General features: G+C 60.8%; 21 protein-coding genes. 14 read left to right on the top strand and 7 right to left on the bottom strand.

Annotated features, from left to right (window positions below):
- Positions 1 to 4: 4 nt before the first annotated feature.
- Complete coding sequence (nth, locus tag APH44_RS05990; RefSeq protein ID WP_054891785.1) at positions 5 to 643, top strand: endonuclease III; 639 nt, start codon at positions 5 to 7, stop codon at positions 641 to 643.
- 104 nt (positions 644 to 747) lie between these two features.
- A complete protein-coding gene (locus tag APH44_RS30030; RefSeq protein ID WP_054891786.1) occupies positions 748 to 918 on the top strand; it encodes a PA3496 family putative envelope integrity protein in 171 nt (56 codons plus the stop codon).
- Between the two features lie 39 nt (positions 919 to 957).
- Here APH44_RS30030 and APH44_RS06000 read toward each other — a convergent pair whose 3' ends face one another.
- A complete protein-coding gene (locus tag APH44_RS06000; RefSeq protein ID WP_054891787.1) occupies positions 958 to 1,584 on the bottom strand; it encodes a response regulator transcription factor in 627 nt (208 codons plus the stop codon).
- Positions 1,585 to 1,959: 375 nt separating this feature from the next.
- On the opposite strand from APH44_RS06000, the gene APH44_RS06005 reads away from it, so the two are divergent.
- A complete protein-coding gene (locus tag APH44_RS06005; RefSeq protein ID WP_054891788.1) occupies positions 1,960 to 2,391 on the top strand; it encodes a hypothetical protein in 432 nt (143 codons plus the stop codon).
- A 62-nt stretch (positions 2,392 to 2,453) separates the two neighbouring features.
- Here APH44_RS06005 and APH44_RS06010 read toward each other — a convergent pair whose 3' ends face one another.
- Positions 2,454 to 3,671, bottom strand: coding sequence for an argininosuccinate synthase (locus APH44_RS06010; protein ID WP_054891789.1), 1,218 nt, complete (start codon positions 3,669 to 3,671; stop codon positions 2,454 to 2,456).
- Between the two features lie 128 nt (positions 3,672 to 3,799).
- Complete coding sequence (locus APH44_RS06015; RefSeq protein WP_054891790.1) at positions 3,800 to 4,771, bottom strand: OmpA family protein; 972 nt, start codon at positions 4,769 to 4,771, stop codon at positions 3,800 to 3,802.
- A gap of 130 nt (positions 4,772 to 4,901) precedes the next feature.
- Between APH44_RS06015 and pyrC the strand changes: the two genes are divergently transcribed.
- On the top strand, positions 4,902 to 5,948 hold the full coding sequence (gene pyrC, locus APH44_RS06020) for a dihydroorotase (protein ID WP_054891791.1): 1,047 nt from the start codon (positions 4,902 to 4,904) through the stop codon (positions 5,946 to 5,948).
- Entirely contained in the window at positions 5,945 to 6,619 is a 675-nt protein-coding gene (gene rnt, locus APH44_RS06025; protein ID WP_054891792.1) for a ribonuclease T, read from the top strand. The genes pyrC and rnt overlap by 4 nt, the downstream gene beginning before the upstream one ends.
- Before the next feature lie 85 nt (positions 6,620 to 6,704).
- On the opposite strand, the gene APH44_RS06030 is transcribed toward rnt, so the two are convergent.
- Positions 6,705 to 7,307, bottom strand: a complete 603-nt coding sequence (locus tag APH44_RS06030) for a peroxiredoxin (RefSeq protein ID WP_054891793.1) — start codon at positions 7,305 to 7,307, stop codon at positions 6,705 to 6,707.
- A 214-nt stretch (positions 7,308 to 7,521) separates the two neighbouring features.
- On the opposite strand from APH44_RS06030, the gene APH44_RS28960 reads away from it, so the two are divergent.
- Positions 7,522 to 7,743, top strand: coding sequence for a bacterioferritin-associated ferredoxin (locus tag APH44_RS28960; protein ID WP_082420909.1), 222 nt, complete (start codon positions 7,522 to 7,524; stop codon positions 7,741 to 7,743).
- A gap of 201 nt (positions 7,744 to 7,944) precedes the next feature.
- Complete coding sequence (gene bfr / locus APH44_RS06040) at positions 7,945 to 8,418, top strand: bacterioferritin (protein WP_054891795.1); 474 nt, start codon at positions 7,945 to 7,947, stop codon at positions 8,416 to 8,418.
- Positions 8,419 to 8,489: 71 nt separating this feature from the next.
- Here the strand turns inward: bfr and grxD are convergent, their stop codons facing one another.
- Together grxD and APH44_RS06050 are read right to left on the bottom strand one after the other, a co-directional pair.
- Positions 8,490 to 8,825, bottom strand: coding sequence for a Grx4 family monothiol glutaredoxin (grxD, locus tag APH44_RS06045; protein ID WP_039575941.1), 336 nt, complete (start codon positions 8,823 to 8,825; stop codon positions 8,490 to 8,492).
- A gap of 116 nt (positions 8,826 to 8,941) precedes the next feature.
- Entirely contained in the window at positions 8,942 to 11,050 is a 2,109-nt protein-coding gene (locus APH44_RS06050; RefSeq protein ID WP_054891796.1) for a molybdopterin oxidoreductase family protein, read from the bottom strand.
- A 366-nt stretch (positions 11,051 to 11,416) separates the two neighbouring features.
- Here APH44_RS06050 and argF point away from each other — a divergent pair, with 366 nt between their 5' ends.
- Together argF and APH44_RS06060 are read left to right on the top strand one after the other, a co-directional pair.
- A complete protein-coding gene (gene argF / locus APH44_RS06055; RefSeq protein ID WP_054891797.1) occupies positions 11,417 to 12,337 on the top strand; it encodes an ornithine carbamoyltransferase in 921 nt (306 codons plus the stop codon).
- Positions 12,334 to 13,443 carry an ABC transporter ATP-binding protein gene (locus APH44_RS06060; protein ID WP_054891798.1) on the top strand — a complete coding sequence of 370 codons (1,110 nt, stop codon included), beginning with the start codon at positions 12,334 to 12,336 and terminating at the stop codon, positions 13,441 to 13,443. Before argF ends, APH44_RS06060 begins: the two co-directional genes overlap by 4 nt.
- A 20-nt stretch (positions 13,444 to 13,463) precedes the next feature.
- On the opposite strand, the gene ybaK is transcribed toward APH44_RS06060, so the two are convergent.
- On the bottom strand, positions 13,464 to 13,934 hold the full coding sequence (gene ybaK, locus APH44_RS06065; protein WP_054891799.1) for a Cys-tRNA(Pro) deacylase: 471 nt from the start codon (positions 13,932 to 13,934) through the stop codon (positions 13,464 to 13,466).
- 305 nt (positions 13,935 to 14,239) lie between these two features.
- On the opposite strand from ybaK, the gene APH44_RS06070 reads away from it, so the two are divergent.
- From APH44_RS06070 to APH44_RS06090, 5 genes are all read left to right on the top strand, one after another.
- Positions 14,240 to 15,091: an MIP/aquaporin family protein gene (locus APH44_RS06070; RefSeq protein WP_054891800.1), complete on the top strand. Its 852-nt coding sequence runs from the start codon at positions 14,240 to 14,242 to the stop codon at positions 15,089 to 15,091.
- 65 nt (positions 15,092 to 15,156) lie between these two features.
- A complete protein-coding gene (gene glpK / locus APH44_RS06075; RefSeq protein WP_054891801.1) occupies positions 15,157 to 16,656 on the top strand; it encodes a glycerol kinase GlpK in 1,500 nt (499 codons plus the stop codon).
- Positions 16,657 to 16,828: 172 nt separating this feature from the next.
- Entirely contained in the window at positions 16,829 to 17,584 is a 756-nt protein-coding gene (gene glpR / locus APH44_RS06080) for a DNA-binding transcriptional repressor GlpR (protein WP_054891802.1), read from the top strand.
- A gap of 201 nt (positions 17,585 to 17,785) precedes the next feature.
- Positions 17,786 to 19,324 carry a glycerol-3-phosphate dehydrogenase gene (gene glpD / locus APH44_RS06085; protein ID WP_054891863.1) on the top strand — a complete coding sequence of 513 codons (1,539 nt, stop codon included), beginning with the start codon at positions 17,786 to 17,788 and terminating at the stop codon, positions 19,322 to 19,324.
- Positions 19,325 to 19,791: 467 nt separating this feature from the next.
- The gene (locus APH44_RS06090) at positions 19,792 to 20,709 is read left to right on the top strand and encodes a glutamate/aspartate ABC transporter substrate-binding protein (RefSeq protein ID WP_054891803.1); all 918 of its coding nucleotides are present in this window, start codon (positions 19,792 to 19,794) and stop codon (positions 20,707 to 20,709) included.
- Positions 20,710 to 20,831: the final 122 nt, after the last annotated feature.

The following is a 20,831-nucleotide window of genomic DNA, read 5'->3' on the forward strand; positions in this document are numbered from 1 at the left end:
CCTCATGAATGCCGCCAAACGCCTGGAGATCTTCCGCAGGCTGCACGAAGACAATCCTGAACCAAAAACCGAACTGGCCTATACCACGCCCTTCGAACTGCTGATTGCCGTCATCCTTTCCGCACAGGCGACGGATGTCGGCGTCAACAAGGCGACCGCGCGGCTCTACCCTATCGCCAATACGCCCGAGGCTATTTATGCCCTGGGGGTCGAGGGTTTGAGCGAATACATCAAGACCATCGGCCTTTACAACAGCAAGGCGAAGAACGTCATCGAGACCTGCCGCTTGCTGATAGAGCAACACGGCAGCGAAGTCCCGCAAACGCGCGAAGCACTAGAGGCATTGCCCGGCGTCGGTCGCAAGACTGCGAACGTGGTGCTCAATACCGCCTTTGGCCAACTGGCCATGGCGGTCGATACGCACATCTTCCGCGTCAGCAATCGCACCGGCATCGCGCCGGGCAAGACGGTACTGGACGTCGAGAAGAAGCTGATGAAATTCGTACCAAGGGATTACCTGCTCGACGCCCACCACTGGCTCATTCTCCACGGGCGCTACGTCTGCCAGGCACGCAAGCCACGCTGTGGCAGCTGCAGGATCGAAGACTTGTGCGAGTACAGGGACAAGACCTCTGACGATTGAGGCAATAGCGAAAAACCAACCAATTCGATTGAAAAAATCTTTTTTACCGACTCCGTGATTCTCGCTATAAGGACGGCCAATGGCCCTTTGGCTTGGAGTGACACATGAGCACCGATAAAGACGAGCTGATCGAAGATGATTTCCCTGCGCAGGACGAAGACGAACCCCAGGTAGAAACCGCGAAGACCAACCTCAGCAAACGCCGCACCATCGACAATCTGTTGGAAGAACGGCGCCTGCAAAGGCAGCTGGCTGATTTCGATTACGATCTGTAGCGCTGCGAAAAAGCCTCCCGCAAAGGAGGCTTTTCTGTTTCAGGCCAAACCATGACGCTGGGCCAGCTCGATCAGATCGACCAATGACCGGGCATTGAGCTTGAGTAGCAGTCGGGTCTTGTAGGTGCTGACAGTTTTGTTGCTGAGAAACATGCTGTCAGCGATTTCCTTGTTCGTGCGCCCCCTTGCCAACTGTTGCAATACGATCATTTCACGCCCCGAGAGGCGTTCGACCATCTCCGTCTCACTGCCGCCAGTGACACCGCTGCGGGTCTTGTGCAAAGCCTGGTTGGGAAAGTAGCTGTAACCCGACAGCACGGCCTTGATTGCACTGAGCAGCTCGGTCAATTCCTGCTGTTTGCACACATAACCTGCAGCCCCGGCCTGCATGCAACGCATGGAGAAATGCCCCGGTGCCTGCGATGTCAGTACCAATACCTTGCTGCCCGGACTTGCAGCGGTCATCCGTGCGATCACTTCCAGACCGTCGAGTTTGGGTATACCGATATCGAGCACGACGATATCCGGCAGACACTCTCGGGTCAGTTGCAGCGCATCCACCCCATTGTCCGTTTCCGCCACCACTTCATATCCATGCCGCTCCATCAACATACGTACGGCCAAGCGAATGACCGGATGATCATCCACGATAAGTACTTTATTCATGGGATATCCATTGATCCATTATTCTAGTTTTGACACGCCAAGATAACCGAGCCAATAGCGTAATGGCGCAGCCATTCCCTGATAGAGAGCACTCAAAGATGAAACTTACATCGTTAATAGAAACTTCCTACACCCATTGCGCCGCACTAATCGATGTCTATCCATTCGGCAACATGCTCGTGAAAACTAGCATGAACAGGAAAAGCGACAGGTGGGGATAACGCCTCAAAGCGGTGGGACATTTCGATCTTCTGATAAAGAAACATTTATTGCCCTGCCAGCAAACCGGTGTTCTTTCCTGATGAGGAAAGAACAGACGTTTTCACAGGGTGCCAGAAGCGATACAGATGCGCTGACACCAGGAGATCGAATGCCATGAATAATCCCGCAAAGATCACCCCCTTGGGAATTATCGCCATCTTCGCCAGCGTCATCGAAGCATCGGCGATCGCCTCGCTACCGTTTCTGAACCCAGAGAGCCAGATAATGTACACCTGGTTTCTAATAGGGTTTCCGTTCTTTCTGACAGTGCTGTTCTTCCTGACCCTCAACTTCAACTACGAATCGCTCTACACGCCGGAACACAGAGCCGTACACCGGTCAGCCGACGATCATGGAGAGGGTGAAGCAGCCACGGCCACGCTGTTCGGGGCGGATGTGCGCCAGACCATCGAAACCGAGATCCTGCCCGAGCTGATTAAACCCCCACAGCACGAACGGCGCTGGACGCTCTATAACCTGAGCGCCCACTCCTGCATCCAACTGTCGGTGCGTGCCATCAAGAAAGGAGAAAAGGTTGCGCTGTAGGTACAGAAGGGCAAAAAAAAACCCGGCCAACAAGGGCCGGGTTTTTCACAACCTGCCAAAACTCAGAGCAACGAACGGCCCTTGTTGGCGGCAATGCGCATGCGCAGTGCGTTGAGCTTGATGAAGCCGGCGGCATCGGCCTGGTTGTAGGCGCCCCCATCTTCCTCGAAGGTCGCGATGTTGGCGTCGAACAGCGAGTCATCCGACTTGCGACCCACCACGGTGACATTGCCCTTGTACAGCTTCAGGCGCACGACACCGTTCACATTGGTCTGCGAAGCATCGATCATCTGCTGCAGCATCAGACGCTCGGGGCTCCACCAGTAGCCGGTGTAGATCAGGCTGGCGTACTTGGGCATCAGCTCATCTTTGAGGTGAGCGACTTCGCGGTCCAGGGTGATCGACTCGATGGCACGGTGAGCACGCAGCATGATGGTGCCGCCAGGCGTCTCGTAGCAGCCGCGCGACTTCATGCCGACGTAGCGGTTCTCGACGATGTCCAGACGACCGATGCCGTTGGCGCCGCCGATGCGGTTGAGGTCTGCGAGCACGGTGGCCGGGGTCTTCTCGACGCCGTCGATGGCGACGATGTCGCCATTGCGGTAGGTCAGCTCGATGTAGGTGGCCTGGTCAGGGGCGTTCTCCGGAGAGACGCTCCAACGCCACATGTCTTCCTCGTGCTCGGTCCAGGTATCTTCCAGGACACCGCCTTCGTAGGAGATGTGCAGCAGGTTGGCGTCCATCGAGTACGGCGACTTCTTCTTGCCGTGACGCTCGATCGGAATGCCGTGCTTCTCGGCATAGTCCATGAGTTTTTCGCGGGACAGCAGGTCCCACTCACGCCATGGTGCGATGACCTTGACACCTGGCTTGAGCGCGTAGGCACCCAGCTCGAAACGCACTTGGTCGTTACCCTTGCCGGTGGCGCCGTGGGAAATGGCGTCAGCGCCGGTTTCGTTGGCGATTTCGATCAGGCGCTTGGCGATCAGCGGACGGGCGATGGAGGTACCCAGCAGGTACTCGCCTTCATACACGGTGTTGGCGCGGAACATCGGGAAGACGAAATCTCGCACGAACTCTTCGCGCAGGTCGTCGATGTAGATTTCCTTGACGCCCATTGCCTGTGCCTTGGCACGGGCCGGCTCGACCTCTTCACCCTGGCCAAGATCTGCGGTGAAGGTCACCACTTCACAGTTGTAGGTGTCTTGCAGCCACTTGAGAATCACCGAAGTATCAAGGCCGCCGGAATACGCCAGTACGACCTTTTTTACGTCCGCCATGCCATCACTCCACGGGGTTGTACGGAAAGCCGTCGATTCTACCGATCTCGCGGGGGAATTTACAGTGGCGCGACAGCTTGTGATGACAAAGCGACAGGAAATGTCGTGAGCGCGACCCGTGGTCGCAGTCAGACTTTCTTCGCACCCGCCGGCAATGCCGCAGGCACGCTGGCCGGCGTAGCGGCCGCCGGCTGCGCCGGGGCGACAGGTGTTGCATCGCGAGGCTTTTCAGTAGGTTTCTCGGTCGGCGTGACACGGTCGAGCTGGATGTTGACCCGGCGATTGCGGGCGCGGTTGGCGGCTGTATTGTTCTTGGCCAGCGGGTAGCGCTCGCCATGGAAACGTACGGTGATCTGCTCTTCCGGCACACCGTGGGCCTTGAGGTATTCAGCCACCGCCAGCGCGCGACGGCGCGAAGCGTCGCGATTGGTCAGGCGGTTACCGCTGTTGTCGGAGTGCCCATCAAGCTCGATGTGATTGACCGACGGGTCGGCCTTCAGATAATCGAGTATCACGTCCAGGCGCGCGCGCGCCGCACTGTCCAGATCGAAACCGGTTCCGGGGAACGGCACCTGGGTCTGACGAATCTGGTCATAGTTCATCGGCAGGAGTTTGGCGGCACACAATTGGTAGTCGCTATAGGCCTTGGCGAAACTCACCGGCAGCACATGCACCTCCATCGGCCGGCCGCCCTCGCCGGCGTAGTTGCGCACCACGGTGCTGCGACCGTCCAGCAGACCATTGATCAAGCGGCTGGCCTGGCCCTGCGAAGTGCTGAACAGCACGCCATTGCGGCCCATGCGCACCGCCCCCAAGTTGATGTCGCCACGCCCGGGCTGCCAAGGGGCAGCGGCGGCCAGCAGCGTTGCCGACCCTGCGCCCAGTGCATTGCTGTCCGACCGCAGCTGGAAGACCGGCTGCTCACCTGCACGACGCACGAACTCACCGCTGCCGAAACCGTCGATCGGCTGGATCAGCCGGCACTCGAACTGGTCGCCCTCGACCTTCCAGGCAATGTTCTCCATGCGGGTCTGGAAGGTAAGTGCTCCGGCCGGCAGGCTGGCACACAGGCTGAACAGGAGTAGGTAACGCTGGCGCACGGGCGGCTCCACAGATTCTGACGGCTTACCTGCAGGCTATCGGACGCTCGTCGGAAAACTTGATAGCCGTGCTGCCCACTGGGTTTTCCGGTAGCATTGGCGCCTGAGTTCGAACCGCCTGGAAACCCCAATGTCCGATCGCCTGACCCTCCTGCGTCCCGACGACTGGCACATCCATCTGCGCGATGGTGCTGTGCTGCAACATACCGTCGGCGACGTGGCGCGCACCTTTGCCCGCGCCATCATCATGCCCAACCTGGTTCCGCCGGTACGCAATGCCACCGAAGCCGACGCCTACCGCCAGCGCATCCTCGCCGCCCGTCCGATGGGCAGCCGCTTCGAGCCGCTGATGGTGCTGTACCTGACCGACCGTACCAGCCCCGAGGACATTCGTGCAGCCAAGGCCAGCGGCATCGTCTACGCCGCCAAGCTCTACCCGGCCGGTGCCACGACCAACTCCGACTCGGGCGTGACCAGCATCGACAATATTTTCCCGGCGATCGAAGCACTGGCCGAGGTCGGCCTGCCGCTGCTGGTCCACGGTGAAGTGACGCGCTCGGAGATCGACGTGTTCGATCGCGAAAAGCGCTTCATCGACGAGCACATGCGTCGCCTGGTCGAACGTTTCCCGACGCTCAAGGTAGTGTTCGAGCACATCACCACCAGCGATGCCGCGCAGTTCGTCACCGAGGCGCCCGCCAACGTCGGCGCCACCATCACTGCCCAGCATTTGCTGTACAACCGCAACCACATGCTGGTCGGCGGTATCCGCCCACACTTCTATTGCCTGCCGATCCTCAAGCGCAACACCCACCAGGTGGCATTGCTTGACGCGGCCACCAGCGGCAACCCGAAATTTTTCCTCGGCACCGATTCGGCGCCACACGCCAAGCACGCCAAGGAAGCTGCCTGCGGCTGCGCCGGCTGCTACACCGCCTACGCGGCCATCGAGCTGTACGCCGAAGCCTTCGAGCAGCGTAATGCCCTGGACAAACTGGAAGGTTTCGCCAGCCTGCACGGCCCGGCGTTCTATGGCCTGCCGGCAAACACCGACACCATCACGCTGGTACGCGAGGACTGGACCGCCCCGGCGAGCCTGCCGTTCGGCGACACCACCGTGGTTCCGCTGCGCGCTGGCGAAACGCTGCGCTGGCGCCTGCTGGAGGACAACGCGTGAGCGAAGACCTTTACGATGACGACCAGGACGGTCAGGTAAGCAGCAGCTCGCGCCACCCGATGGCCGAGCGTTTCCGCGGCTACCTGCCCGTGGTAGTGGACGTCGAGACCGGTGGTTTCAACAGTGCCACCGACGCGCTGCTGGAAATTGCCGCCGTCACCATCGGTATGGACGAGAAGGGCTTCCTGTTCCCGGAACACACCTACTTCTACCGTGTCGAGCCTTTCGAAGGCGCGAATATCGAAGCGGCGGCGCTGGAGTTCACCGGCATCAAGCTGGACCACCCTCTACGCATGGCCGTGAGCGAAGAAAGCGCGCTCACCGATATCTTCCGCGGCGTGCGCAAAGCGTTGAAGGCCAATGGTTGCAAGCGGGCGATCCTGGTTGGCCACAACAGCAGCTTCGACCTGGGCTTCCTCAACGCGGCGGTGGCGCGCAACGATCTCAAGCGCAATCCCTTCCACCCGTTCTCCAGCTTCGACACCGCGACGCTGGCCGGCCTGGCCTATGGCCAGACCGTACTGGCTCGGGCCTGCCAGAGTGCCGACATCGACTTCGATGGGCGCGAGGCGCATTCGGCACGTTACGACACCGAGAAGACCGCCGAGCTGTTCTGCGGGATCGTCAACCGCTGGAAAGAGATGGGCGGCTGGCGCGACTTCAACGACTGAGTCGAAATCCGGGAGTGCACAGCGCTCCTTGGATACCAGACACAAAAAAACCGGCCACATGGGCCGGTTTTTTTACGCGTGGCGATTACAGCTTGCCAGCGTTCTCGCTCAGGTACGCCGCAACACCTTCTGGCGAAGCGTTCATGCCCTTGTCGCCTTTCTTCCAGTTGGCCGGGCAGACTTCGCCGTGCTCTTCGTGGAATTGCAGGGCGTCGACCAGACGCAGCAGCTCGTCCATGTTGCGGCCCAGTGGCAGGTCGTTGACGATCTGCGAACGGACAACACCGTTCTTGTCGATCAGGAAGGCGCCACGGAAAGCTACGCCGCCTTCGGACTCGACATCGTAGGCCTTGCAGATTTCGTGGGTGATGTCGGCAGCCAGGGTGTACTTGACCTGACCGATACCACCGTTGTTGACCGGGGTGTTACGCCAGGCGTTGTGGGTGAAGTGCGAGTCGATCGAAACGCCGATCACTTCCACGCCACGGGCTTCGAAGTCAGGAATGCGGTTGTCCAGGGCGATCAGCTCGGACGGGCAGACGAAGGTGAAGTCCAGCGGGTAGAAGAACACCAGGCCGTACTTGCCCTTGATGGCCGAAGCCAGGTTGAAGCTGTCGACGATCTCGCCGTTGCCCAGCACGGCTGGAACGGTGAAGTCCGGGGCTTGTTTACCAACGAGCACGCTCATTCGTTATCTCCTGATGATGGTGAAAAACCGTTGCCCGGGCGAGGCTCGCACGCCCGGCATCCAACAAAGGCCGACCATCATACACGGCTTATCGTGACAGGCCGAATCGAACCATCGGTCGCGGGAAGATGAAGCTTTCTTCAAGTGCTTTGACAAGCATTCTCATTACCATTAAGCTCCACTCCATCGACTCAACCAGCGATGGTCTGACCTTATGTATGTATGTCTCTGCGTCGGCGTGACCGATGGACAGATCCGTGATGCGATCTACGAAGGATGCTGCAGCTACAAGGAAGTCCGTGCCGCCACCAACGTCGCCAGCCAGTGCGGCAAGTGTGCGTGTCTCGCCAAGCAGGTGGTCCGCGAAACATTGACCGATCTCCAGCTCAGCCAACAGGCCGTCCTGCCTTACCCGGTAGAATTTAACGCCGCCTGAAACACCCTATTTCGAAGAACCGGACCTCGCGTCCGGTTTTTTTATGCCTGTAATTCAATAAGTTAGCCTTCGAACGCGGTTCACAAACATTCTTATTCCTATTAATTTTCACTTATTATTCAAGAACTTAGGTTTGACACACGAAGTTGTCGGGCTCAAACTTCCTGCATTGGCACACTTCTACAGGGCAGGAACCCGATCATGAAAGGCGACGTAAGCGTCATCCAGCATCTCAACAAGATCCTCGGAAACGAGCTGGTCGCGATCAACCAGTACTTCCTGCACGCACGCATGTACGAAGATTGGGGCCTGAACAAGCTCGGCAAGCACGAGTACAAGGAGTCCATCGACGAGATGAAGCACGCTGACAAGCTGATCAAGCGTATTCTCTTCCTCGAAGGCATCCCCAACGTCCAGGACCTGGGCAAGCTGCTGATCGGCGAGCACACCAAGGAAATGCTCGAGTGCGACCTGAAGATCGAGCAGAAAGGCCTGGTTGACCTGAAAGCCGCCATCGCGCACTGCGAAACGGTCGGCGACTTCGGCTCGCGCGAATTGCTCGAAGACATCCTGGAGTCCGAGGAAGAGCACATCGACTGGCTGGAAACCCAGTTGGGCCTGATCGACAAGATCGGCATCGAGAACTACCTGCAGTCGCAGATGGGCGAAGAATAAGCCTCCCTGGATAGCACCCATGAAAAAGCCCCGCCTAGGCGGGGCTTTTTCATGCCGGCGAAAAACCTGGATCAGGCCTCGGAAGCCTTGGCCTTGGCGGCTGCGTCCTTGATCAGGGTCTGCAGCTCACCCTTCTCGAACATCTCCAGCACGATGTCGCTGCCACCAACCAGCTCACCACCCACCCACAGCTGAGGGAAGGTTGGCCAGTTGGCATACTTGGGCAGGTTGGCACGAATTTCCGGGTTCTGCAGGATGTCGACGTAGGCGAATTTCTCGCCACAACCCATCACAGCCTGCGAAGCACGGGCCGAGAAGCCGCACTGCGGGGCATTCGGCGAGCCTTTCATGTAAAGCAGAATGGTGTTGTTGGCAATCTGCTCTTTGATTGTTTCGATGATATCCATGGAGCACCTCGGCTGAACTTTCCGACACGGTCGTCGGCACGGTGAGGCATTGTATCGGAAAGCCGAGTGTCGTGCTTGGTAATGGACCTGGGGCGTTGAGCAGGTCCATTTCGCAATCAAGCCGCCTCCACCTGCACCGGCACACCATTGAGCGCGGCATTGCCCGACAACGCATCGCGCAGCAATTCATCGGTCAGGTCATTGGCGCTCACTCCCGGTTGGGCGTGGGCGATCTGCAAACGTACCCCCTGGCGACCGTGCCCGTAGCCATGTGGCAGGCTGACCACTCCCGGCATTACCTCCTCACTGGCAAGCACCTGCACCTCCAGACTACCGGTACGCGAGCGAACCCTCACCCACTGCCCGTCCTCCAGCTGGCGCTGCTGCAAGTCCTGCGGATGCATCAGCAACTGGTGGCGGGGCTTGCCTTTGACCAGGCGATGGTAGTTGTGCATCCAAGAATTGTTGCTGCGCACATGCCGGCGCCCGATCAGCAGCAACTGGTCGGGCTCCATCGGCACCTGCCGGGCCAGGCGCTGCAGATCGTCGAGCAGCACCTGCGGTGCGGCCTCCACCGCCTGGGCCGGAGTGCGCAAGCGGGTTGCGAGGTTTGGCTGCAACGGCCCCAGATCAAGACCATGGGGATGCTGGTCCAACACCTGCAGTGACAGCCCCCAGGACGACGCCTCACCACGTGGCCCCTTGCGCAGCGCCAGATCGATCATCTGCGCTGGAGGCAGGGTCGGCTTGAGCTCGAGCGCTGCACGCTCGGCGAACGCCCGGGCCAGCCCGACAAAGATCTCCCAATCATGCAGCGCCCCCTCAGGCTTGGCCAGGATAGCCCGATTGAAGCGGGTGACGTTACGCACTGCCAGCAGGTTGAAGGTGCTGTCGTAGTGATCGTTTTCCAGTGCCGACGTGGAGGGCAGGATAAGGTCGGCGTGGCGAGTGGTTTCATTGATGTACAGGTCGATGCTGAGCATGAACTCAAGACCCGCAAGAGCCCCATCGAGCTGGCGACCATTGGGAGTGGACAGCACCGGGTTGCCGGCGACGGTCACCAGCGCCCTCACCTGCCCTTCGCCGGGTGTCAGCACTTCCTCGGCCAACGCTGCAACCGGCAGCTCCCCGCCGTACTCCGGGAGGCCCGAAACCCGACTCTGCCACTGGTTGAAATGACCGCCCGAGGTGCTGGCGACCAGGTCAACCGCAGGCTCGGTGCACAGTGCACCACCTTGGCGGTCGAGGTTGCCGGTGACCAGGTTGATCAGTTGCACCAACCAATGGCAAAGCGTGCCGAAGGTCTGGGTGGAGACGCCCATGCGCCCGTAGCACACGGCACTGCCGGCCGCGGCGAAATCTCGCGCCAACTGGCGAATCTGCCCAGCTTCGATGCCGCAAAGCGGACTCATGGCCTGCGCCGTGAAGGGCGCGATCGCCTCGCGCACCTGCTCAAGGCCATTGACCGGCAGGTGCGAGCCACGCGCCAGGTTTTCGCTGAACAAGGTATTGAGCAGACCACACAGCAGCGCGGCATCACCGCCAGGACGGATGAACAGGTGCTGGTCGGCCATCGCCGCCGTTTCACTGCGTCGGGGGTCGATCACCACGAGTCGTCCGCCGCGCGCACGCAGCGCCTTCAAGCGCTTTTCCACGTCCGGCACGGTCATGATGCTGCCATTGGACGCCAATGGATTGCCGCCAAGGATGAGCATGAAATCGGTGTGGTCGATATCCGGGATCGGCAGTAGCAGGCCATGGCCATACATCAGGTGGCTGGTCAGGTGCTGGGGCAACTGGTCGACGGAGGTGGCGGAAAACCGGTTGCGCGTCTTGAGCAGCCCCAAAAAGTAGTTGCTGTGAGTCATCAGGCCGTAATTGTGCACGCTGGGATTGCCCTGGTAGACCGCCACGGCATTGCGCCCATGCGCCTGCTGGATACTCCACAAGCGTTCCGCAGCCAGCGCGAAGGCCTCTTCCCAGGTGATCGGCTCCCAGCGCTCCCCCACGCGCCGATGAGGCTGGCGCAAGCGGTCAGGGTCTTCCTGGATGTCCTGCAGCGCCACCGCCTTCAGACAGATATGCCCACGGCTGAACGGGTCCTGCGGATCGCCCTTGATCGCGCTGATCGACGCCCGCCCGTCGGGCGCATGGCTGACTTCGATGTTGAGGCCGCAGATTGCCTCGCACAGGTGACAAGCACGGTGATGCAGGGTCTTGGTCATGGCCGCCTCTGCCTTGTTGTTCTGGAAGCGCTGACTATGCCCCCGACCGCCCACCGATGCCACGCCGCTTAGTCACGTGAATCGGGCGTCATCAGGCACACGATTCGCGACACGGCGTTTGCCAAAGCCCCGCCAAGCCGTGTACAAACCCCTGTAGAAAATAAAAAACAGACCCTCCACAAGGGTTTACGACACCCTTTGAAACAGCCCCGCTGTTTCCCCTCTTGGTTTCAGGCGACATTTAATTATAGTATTGCGCCTTTCCCTATTCCGTCCGCCCCGTGCGGCTTACGCCGCAGGTCACTCCCGTTGTCAAAAAAAACCATACGGTCGACCTGCAAAACGTTGCAGATAAGGTAGTCAATCATGAGCACCAGGCACTTTCTCTCCCTGCTGGATTTCACCGCTGACGAATTGCTCGGCGTGATCCGTCGAGGCATCGAGCTGAAGGACCTGCGCAAGCGAGGCGTGCTCTTCGAACCCCTGAAGAACCGCGTGCTGGGGATGATCTTCGAGAAGTCCTCGACCCGCACCCGCGTATCGTTCGAAGCGGGCATGATCCAGCTCGGCGGCCAGGCGATCTTCCTGTCCCCGCGCGACACCCAGCTGGGTCGCGGCGAGCCGATCAGCGACAGCGCCATCGTGCTCTCGAGCATGGTCGACGCGGTGATGATCCGCACCCATGCCCACAGCACGCTGACCGAATTCGCTGCGCACTCGAAGGTGCCGTTGATCAACGGCCTGTCAGACGAATCGCACCCCTGCCAACTGCTGGCGGACATGCAGACCTTCGTCGAACACCGTGGCTCGATCCAGGGCAAGACCGTGGCCTGGATCGGTGATGGCTTCAATATGTGCAACTCCTACATCGAGGCTGCCCGCCAGTTCGATTTCCAGCTGCACATCGCTTGCCCGGAGGGCTACGAGCCCGATCCACGCTTCCTCGAGCTCGGTGGCGAGCACGTACGGATCATCCGTGATCCGAAGGAAGCGGTACGCGGCGCGCACCTGGTGACCACGGATGTCTGGACTTCCATGGGCCAGGAAGAGGAAACTGCACGGCGCCTGGCGCATTTCGCGCCTTACCAGGTCACCCGCGAGCTGCTCGACCTGGCGGCACCCGACGCCCTGTTCATGCACTGCCTGCCCGCTCACCGCGGTGAGGAGATCAGCCAGGACCTGCTAGACGACCCACGTTCGGTCGCCTGGGACCAGGCCGAGAACCGCCTGCATGCACAGAAGGCTCTTCTTGAATTCCTTGTAGAACCGGCTTACCACCACGCATGAGTCAACCCCTGCTGCTCAACCTGCGCAACCTCGCCTGCGGCTATGGCGAGCAGCGCATCGTCCAGAACCTCAATCTGCACCTGAACGCAGGCGACATCGGTTGCCTGCTGGGTTCATCGGGTTGCGGCAAAACCACCACCCTGCGCGCCATCGCCGGCTTCGAGCCGGTGCATGACGGCGAGATCCAGCTGGCCGGAGACGTCATCTCACGTGCAGGCTTCACCCTCGCTCCGGAAAAACGCCGGATCGGCATGGTGTTCCAGGACTACGCGCTGTTCCCACACCTGACCGTGGCACAGAACATCGCTTTCGGCATCGGCAAGCATCCACGCCAAGGCGAAGTGGTCAATGAAATGCTCGAGCTGGTCAAGCTCGGCGGCCTGGGCGCACGCTACCCCCATGAACTTTCCGGCGGCCAGCAGCAGCGTGTCGCCCTGGCCCGCGCGCTGGCGCCAGAGCCGCAGTTGCTGCTGCTCGACGAGCCGTTCTCCAACCTCGACGTGGAGCTGCGCCGACGCCTGAGCCACGAGGTCCGCGACATTCTCAAGAGCCGTGGCACCAGCGCAATCCTGGTCACCCACGACCAGGAAGAAGCCTTCGCCGTCAGCGATCATGTCGGCGTATTCAAGGAAGGTCGCCTGGAACAATGGGATACGCCCTACAACCTCTATCACGAGCCCCAGACGCCGTTCGTGGCCAGTTTCATCGGCCAGGGCTACTTCATCCGCGGCCAGATGAGCAGCCCGGAAGCAGTGAACACCGAGCTCGGGGAACTGCGCGGCAATCGCGCCTACTTGATGCCAGTAGGCAGTTCAGTGGACGTCCTCCTGCGCCCGGACGACATCGTGCACGCACCGGACAGCACGCTGCGCGCGCGTATCAATGGCAAGAGTTTCCTGGGCGCCTCGACGCTCTATCGTCTGGAACTGCCCACCGGTAGCCAACTGGAGGCGATTTTCCCCAGTCATGTCGATCACCAGATCGGCCAGGACGTAGGCATCGCCGTCGCGGCTGACCATCTGGTGCTGTTCGCCGTACCGGGCAGTGTCGCGGCGCAATTGCAGGCCCAGGAGAACGGCGTACGCCGCTACAGTTCGGCGACCTGAAGGCGCTCTGCTGCGCGCCCTCAGCCTCTGCCGATCCCGGCAAACCTGCCCTGGGTATGCTCGGCCAGCACTGCTGCTGCCAGCTCCACTTCCAGCCCGCGCCGTCCGGCGCTGACATGAATGCTGTCGAACTGCTGCGCCGACTCATCGATGAAGGTGCGCAGGCGTTTCTTCTGCCCCAGAGGGCTGATACCACCGACCAGATATCCCGTGGCCCGCTGGGCTGCGGCAGGGTCGGCCATCTCGCACTTCTTGACCCCGGCAGCCTGGGCGAGCGCCTTGAGGTCCAGCGTGCCGATCACCGGCACCACCGCCACCAGCAACTCACCTTTTTCGCTGCTGGCCAGCAATGTCTTGAATACCCGCTGCGGATCGAGCCCGAGCTTCTCGGCGGCTTCCAGGCCATAGGAGGCGGATTTGGGATCGTGTTCGTAGGTGAGCACGCGATGTTCGGCGCGCGCCTTCTTCAGCAGGTCGAGTGCGGGGGTCATGTACAGCTCCAGTCGATGACGGCGTGCCGGCTACTTTAGGGTAAATCCCGGAGGCCAGCCAGCGCACGTCGGGGCGTGCACCGGACCTGTGCAGGCAGGATCATGTTCGCGGGTCAGAATGTGGCCGATGGTTCACTTTCGACCTTTGACATCAGCGTTTCTTGTCTATATTTTTTCGTTTCTGAAGAAAACACGCACATAAACAGTGCACATTCGTACACTCGCCGGTCGTTCATGGGGATGGACAACCGGCGTCGACAGCCGGGCGTCCTGCGCCTCAGAACAACAAGAACCGAAGGTCCTACATGACGACAGCTCTACGACAACCAACGCTTTCCGGCCAGTGCATGGCCGAGTTCCTGGGTACTGCGTTGCTCATCTTCTTCGGTACCGGTTGCGTGGCCGCTCTCAAGGTCGCGGGTGCCAGCTTCGGACTCTGGGAAATCAGCATCATCTGGGGCGTCGGCGTCAGCATGGCGATCTACCTCAGCGCCGGCGTTTCCGGCGCGCACCTGAACCCGGCAGTCAGCATTGCGCTCACCCTGTTCGCCGGTTTCGACAGGCGCAAGCTGCCTTTCTATATGCTCGCCCAGATCTGTGGCGCCTTCTGCGGTGCGGCACTGGTCTACACCCTGTACAGCACGCTTTTCTTCGATTTCGAACAGGCGCACGGCATGGTCAGGGGCAGCCAGGCCAGCCTCGAGCTGGCGTCGGTGTTCTCCACCTATGCGCATCCATCGCTATCCATCGGCCAGGCATTTCTGGTCGAAGTGGTGATCACAGCAATCCTCATGGCCGTGATCATGGCCCTCACCGATGACAATAACGGCCTGCCGCGTGGCGCCACCGCACCGCTGCTGATCGGCCTGCTGATTGCGGTGATCGGTAGCGCCATGGGGCCGCTCACCGGCTTTGCGATGAACCCGGCCCGGGATTTCGGGCCCAAACTCATGACATTCCTGGCGGGTTGGGGCGAAATTGCCTTCACTGGTGGACGGGACATTCCCTACTTCCTGGTTCCGGTGTTCGCACCGATCCTTGGCGCGTGCCTGGGGGCCGCGGGCTATCGAGTCCTGATCGCCCGCAACCTGCCGACGGCCGACGCCGCAAACCCAAAGACAGATGCTGCTACCCAGGGCGATACTCAAACTTCCTGAGACTGGCGGTGCGGGATCTCGCCCGCGCGCTCTGACTCACTCCCTTTTCGTGCAAGGCAACGACCATGACAGACACCCAGGATAAGAACTACATCATCGCCCTGGACCAGGGCACCACGAGTTCGCGGGCGATCATCTTCGACCGCGACGCCAATGTGGTCGGCACCTCCCAGCGCGAGTTCGCCCAACACTATCCGCAGGCCGGCTGGGTCGAACACGATCCGATGGAGATCTTCGCCACGCAGAGCGCGACCATGGTCGAGGCCCTGGCGCAGGCAGGTCTGAGCCACGCCCAGGTGGCGGCGATCGGTATCACCAACCAGCGTGAAACCACCGTGGTGTGGGACAAGGAAACCGGTCGCCCGGTATACAACGCCATCGTCTGGCAGTGCCGTCGCAGCACCGAGATCTGCGCCCAGCTCAAGCGTGACGGCCACGAACAGTACATCCGCGAAACCACCGGCCTGGTCACCGACCCGTACTTCTCCGGCACCAAGCTCAAGTGGATCCTCGACAACGTCGAAGGTGCCCGCGAGCGCGCCGAACGTGGCGAACTGTTGTTCGGCACCGTCGACAGCTGGCTGATCTGGAAATTCTCTGGCGGCAAGGTGCACGTCACCGACTACACCAACGCCTCGCGCACGCTGATGTTCAACATTCACACCCTGCAATGGGATGACAAGCTGCTGGACATTCTCGGCCTCCCGCGGCAGATGCTGCCCCAGGTGCGCCCGTCCTCGGAGGTCTACGGCCACACCAAGAGCGGTATCGCCATCGCCGGTATCGCCGGCGACCAGCAGTCGGCGCTGTTCGGCCAGATGTGCGTGGAGCCGGGCCAGGCCAAGAACACCTATGGCACCGGCTGCTTCCTGCTGATGAACACCGGCGACAAGGCCGTCACCTCGTCTCACGGCCTGCTCACCACCATCGCCTGCGGCCCTCGCGGCGAAGTGGCCTATGCCCTGGAAGGCGCAGTTTTCAACGGTGGTTCAACGGTCCAGTGGCTGCGCGACGAGCTGAAGATCGTCAACGACGCGCTCGACACCGAGTACTTCGCCAGCAAGGTGAAGGACAGCAATGGCGTCTACCTGGTACCGGCCTTCACCGGCCTCGGCGCACCCTACTGGGATCCGTACGCACGCGGCGCCCTGTTCGGCCTCACCCGAGGCGTCAAGGTCGACCACATCATCCGTGCCGCCCTGGAATCGATCGCCTACCAGACCCGCGATGTGCTCGACGCCATGCAGCACGACTGCGGCCAGCGACTCTCGGAGCTGCGGGTTGATGGCGGTGCGGTGGCCAACAACTTCCTCATGCAGTTCCAGGCCGACATTCTCGGCACCTGCGTGGAGCGTCCGAAAATGCGCGAAACCACCGCCCTCGGCGCCGCCTACCTGGCTGGCCTGGCCTGTGGCTTCTGGAGCAGCCTCGACGAGTTGCGTGACAAGGCGATCATCGAACGCGAATTCAGCCCGCAACTGGATGATACGCAGAAAGAAAAGCTGTACGCGGGCTGGAAGAAAGCCATCGAGCGCACCCGCGATTGGGAAGATCACGAAGGCTGACTTCATCAGCCCAACCCAATCCCGTTCAGCAACGGCCTTGCGCGCCCGATCACGGCGCAAGGCCGCTTCCACAGAAGCACCGGCCTCGGGCTAGCGACGACAGTCTACTGGTCGTCATCCCCTTCCTACGGCATCATTGCAGCATTTGTCCGGCAGCCCCAAAGGACCGCCCATGAATCTGCCCCCTCGCCAACAACAAATCCTCGAACTGGTGCGCGAACGCGGCTACGTCAGTATCGAGGAAATGGCGCAGTTGTTCGTCGTCACGCCCCAGACCATCCGTCGTGACATCAACCAGCTCGCCGAGGTCAACCTGTTGCGCCGCTATCATGGTGGTGCCGCCTATGACTCGAGCGTCGAGAACACCGCCTACGCCATGCGCGCCGACCAGATGCGCGACGAGAAACAGCGCATCGCCGAGGCCGTCGCACGGCAGATCCCCGATCACGCCTCGCTGTTCATCAATATCGGTACCACCACCGAATCCATCGCCCGGGCCCTGCTCAACCACAGCCACCTGAAGGTCATCACCAACAACCTGCACGTGGCGTCGATCCTCGGTGCCAAGGATGACTTCGAAGTCCTGGTGGCAGGCGGTACGGTTCGCCGTGACGGCGGTGTCGTGGGGCAGGCCAGCGTCGACTTCATCAGCCAGTTCAAGGTCGATTTCGCCCTGGTCGGCATCAGTGGCATCGATGAAGACGGCAGCCTGTTGGACTTCGACTACCAGGAAGTACGGGTATCCCAGGCCATCATCGCCAATGCCCGACAGGTCATCCTCGCCGCAGACTCCAGCAAGTTCGGGCGCAACGCCATGGTGCGCCTGGGCTCGATCAACCTGATCGACTGTCTGGTGACCGATCAGCATCCCACCCCCACGCTCACGCAGTTGCTGAACCAGTACAAGATCCGCCTGGACGTGGTCTGAGCGCGCAGCGCTGAACATCACCGGTGGCGAGCCGCCGGTGAGACAGCGCCATAAAATGTTCAATAATGTTCACTTTATTGCCATCTGATCAGTATTTTCTATGATCAGCGACTGGCGATGGTCTTTTTGTTGCGCTACTATTTTCGGAAACGAACATAGATGTTCACATTCGCTGTGAACCGCCCTCAGGAGGCCTTGCCCGTGTCCCAGCCCGTCCAGCCCCAGCCGCCCCTCGCCGACTGCTATGACCTCGCCGTGATCGGCGGTGGCATCAATGGCGTCGGTATCGCCGCCGATGCTGCCGGGCGTGGCCTGAAGGTCTTCCTGTGCGAGAAGGACGACCTTGCCCAGCACACCTCCTCGGCGAGCAGCAAGCTGATCCATGGTGGCCTGCGCTACCTGGAACACTACGAATTCCGCCTGGTACGTGAAGCCCTGGCCGAGCGCGAAGTGCTGCTGGCCAAGGCGCCGCACATCGTCAAGCCCATGCGCTTCGTGTTGCCACATCGTCCCCACCTGCGTCCGGCCTGGATGATTCGCGCTGGCCTGTTCCTCTACGATCATCTGGGCAAGCGCAAGCGCCTGGGCGGTTCGCGCAGCTTGCGTTTCGGTGCGGGCTATCCGCTCAAGCCGACGATCACCCGCGGCTTCGAATACGCCGATTGCGCAGTCGATGACGCTCGCCTGGTGGTGCTCAACGCCATGGCCGCACGTGAAAAAGGCGCCCACCTGCACACCCGTACGCGCTGCCTGCGCGCCGAGCGCGTCGATGGCCTGTGGCAGGTCGAACTGCAGCATGCCGACGGCAGCCTGCAGACCATTCGCGCCCGCGCCCTGGTCAATGCCGCCGGTCCTTGGGTGGCAAGCTTCATCAAGGACGACCTCAAGCTCGATGCGCCCTACGGCATTCGCCTGATCCAAGGCAGCCATCTCATCGTGCCGCGGCTGTACGAAGGCGAACACGCCTACATCCTGCAGAACGAAGATCAGCGCATCGTCTTCTGCATCCCTTATCTGGACCGCTTCACCCTGATCGGCACCACCGACCGTGAATACAGCGGCGACCCGGCCAAGGTGGCGATCACCGACGCGGAAACCGACTACCTGCTCAAGGTGGTCAATGAACATTTCAATCATCAATTGTCACGCGCCGACATCCAGCACACCTACTCCGGCGTACGCCCGCTGTGCAACGACGAGTCGGACAACCCTTCTGCCGTCACCCGCGACTACACCCTGGCGTTGTCCGCCAGCGAGGGGCAGGCGCCCCTGCTTTCGGTGTTCGGCGGCAAGCTGACCACCTACCGCAAGCTGGCAGAATCAGCGATGGCCGAACTCAAGCCTTTCTTCTCCCAGATGCGCGGCAGCTGGACTGCCAGCGCGCCATTGCCAGGGGGCGAAGGCATGACCAGCGTGCAGGCCCTGGTCGATGCCGTTCTGGCGCGCCACGGCTGGCTGCCGGTGGACATCGCCAAGCGCTGGGTGCTGACTTACGGCAGTCGTGTCTGGCGCCTGCTTGAGGGTGTACAAGGGCCGGATGACCTTGGTCAGTCGATCGGTGGTGGTTTGTTCAGCCGCGAGGTGGATTACCTGTGCGCTGCAGAATGGGCCGTCAGCGTGGACGATATTCTCTGGCGCCGCACCAAACTGGGCCTGTTCACCAATGCTGCCGAGCAACAGGCCCTGGCCGACTACCTGCAGCAGGCCGCCTCGAACCGGGCGCGAGTCCGCGCGGCCTGAGTCATTCACGGGCTGGCGCAACACCAGCCCGTCCCTTGCCTTGCAGGCGCGCAAACCCTTCAGGGCCCTGCTGCGCAGGTCGAGCGTCCACTCGTCGATCACCTCGCATTCTTCTTCAATATCCAGGTCGGCCAAGCGCGTATGAACGCGCGCTCTTATTTCGCTGAACCTGCAGTGACGTGCCCTTTTCACCCTGACCACTAGGGTCATGACACCCGGCACCCACCCATTCGGATTTCCGAACGCCGCCAGACCAGTCATTCGGAAACCCGCACGCCCACCCTTGGAAATAATTCGTCAGAAAAGATTAATTCCCAGGAAATTCGCGGCGTTATGATGAATGTCGGAGCTTGGCACGAGTCATGCTCTACACTTGGTAGCCGAACGCACACCGCTTCTTGTTGTGTTCGTTGAACGAAGAGTCCGCCAACGGCTCCATAAAAAAAACAAACGTCGAGGAAAATTTGATGCGTATCGTTCGTCAATTGCTGGGCGCTGCAATCGCCGCCGCCGTCATCGCTTCGCCGGTCATGGCCGAAGAGCTGACCGGCACCCTGAAGAAGATCAAGGATTCCGGCACCATCACCCTGGGCCACCGTGACTCCTCCATTCCGTTTTCCTACCTGGCAGGCAGCACTACACCCGTGGGCTACTCCCACGACGTCCAGCTGGCTGTGGTCGAAGCCCTGAAGAAGCAACTGGGCACCGACATCAAGGTCAAGTACAACCTCGTCACCTCCCAGACCCGCATCCCGCTGGTGCAGAACGGCACCGTCGACCTGGAGTGCGGCTCCACCACCAACAACGTCGAGCGCCAGCAGCAAGTCGGCTTCTCGGTCGGCATCTTCGAAGTCGGCACCCGTCTGCTGACCAAGGTCAAGGACGGTCAGCCCTCCTACAAAGACTTCCCGGACCTGGCCGGCAAGAACGTCGTGACCACCGCCGGCACCACCTCCGAGCGCCTGCTCAAGGCGATGAACGCCGACAAGCAGATGAAGATGAACGTGATTTCCGCCAAGGACCACGGTGAAGCCTTCAACATGCTCGAAAGCGGCCGCGCCGTAGCCTTCATGATGGACGACGCCCTGCTGGCCGGTGAAATGGCCAAGGCCAAGAAACCGACCGACTGGGTCATCACCGGCACCCCGCAATCGTACGAAATCTACGGCTGCATGGTGCGCAAGGACGATGCGCAGTTCAAGAAAGCGGTCGATGACGCCATCGTCGCCTACTACAAGTCGGGCGCAGTGCAGAAGAGCTACGACAAGTGGTTCCAGCAACCAATCCCACCGAAAGGCCTGAACCTGCAGTTCCCGATGAGCGAAGAGCTGAAGAAGCTGATCGCAGAGCCTACCGACAAGGCTGCGGACGAAACCAAGTCCTGATCCCCTGCTGAAATGGCCCGTGTGCTCCACCAAGCACGAATCCAACCGACGGGCCACGCATAAGTGTCTAACCTTTACTTCCGAGGGCGCCCAGCGCTCTTGGAAGTTCAAAGGTGCCCGTG

Origin of the sequence: Pseudomonas sp. NBRC 111143, assembly GCF_001320965.1 — a bacterium.
GTDB lineage: Bacteria > Pseudomonadota > Gammaproteobacteria > Pseudomonadales > Pseudomonadaceae > Aquipseudomonas > Aquipseudomonas machongensis.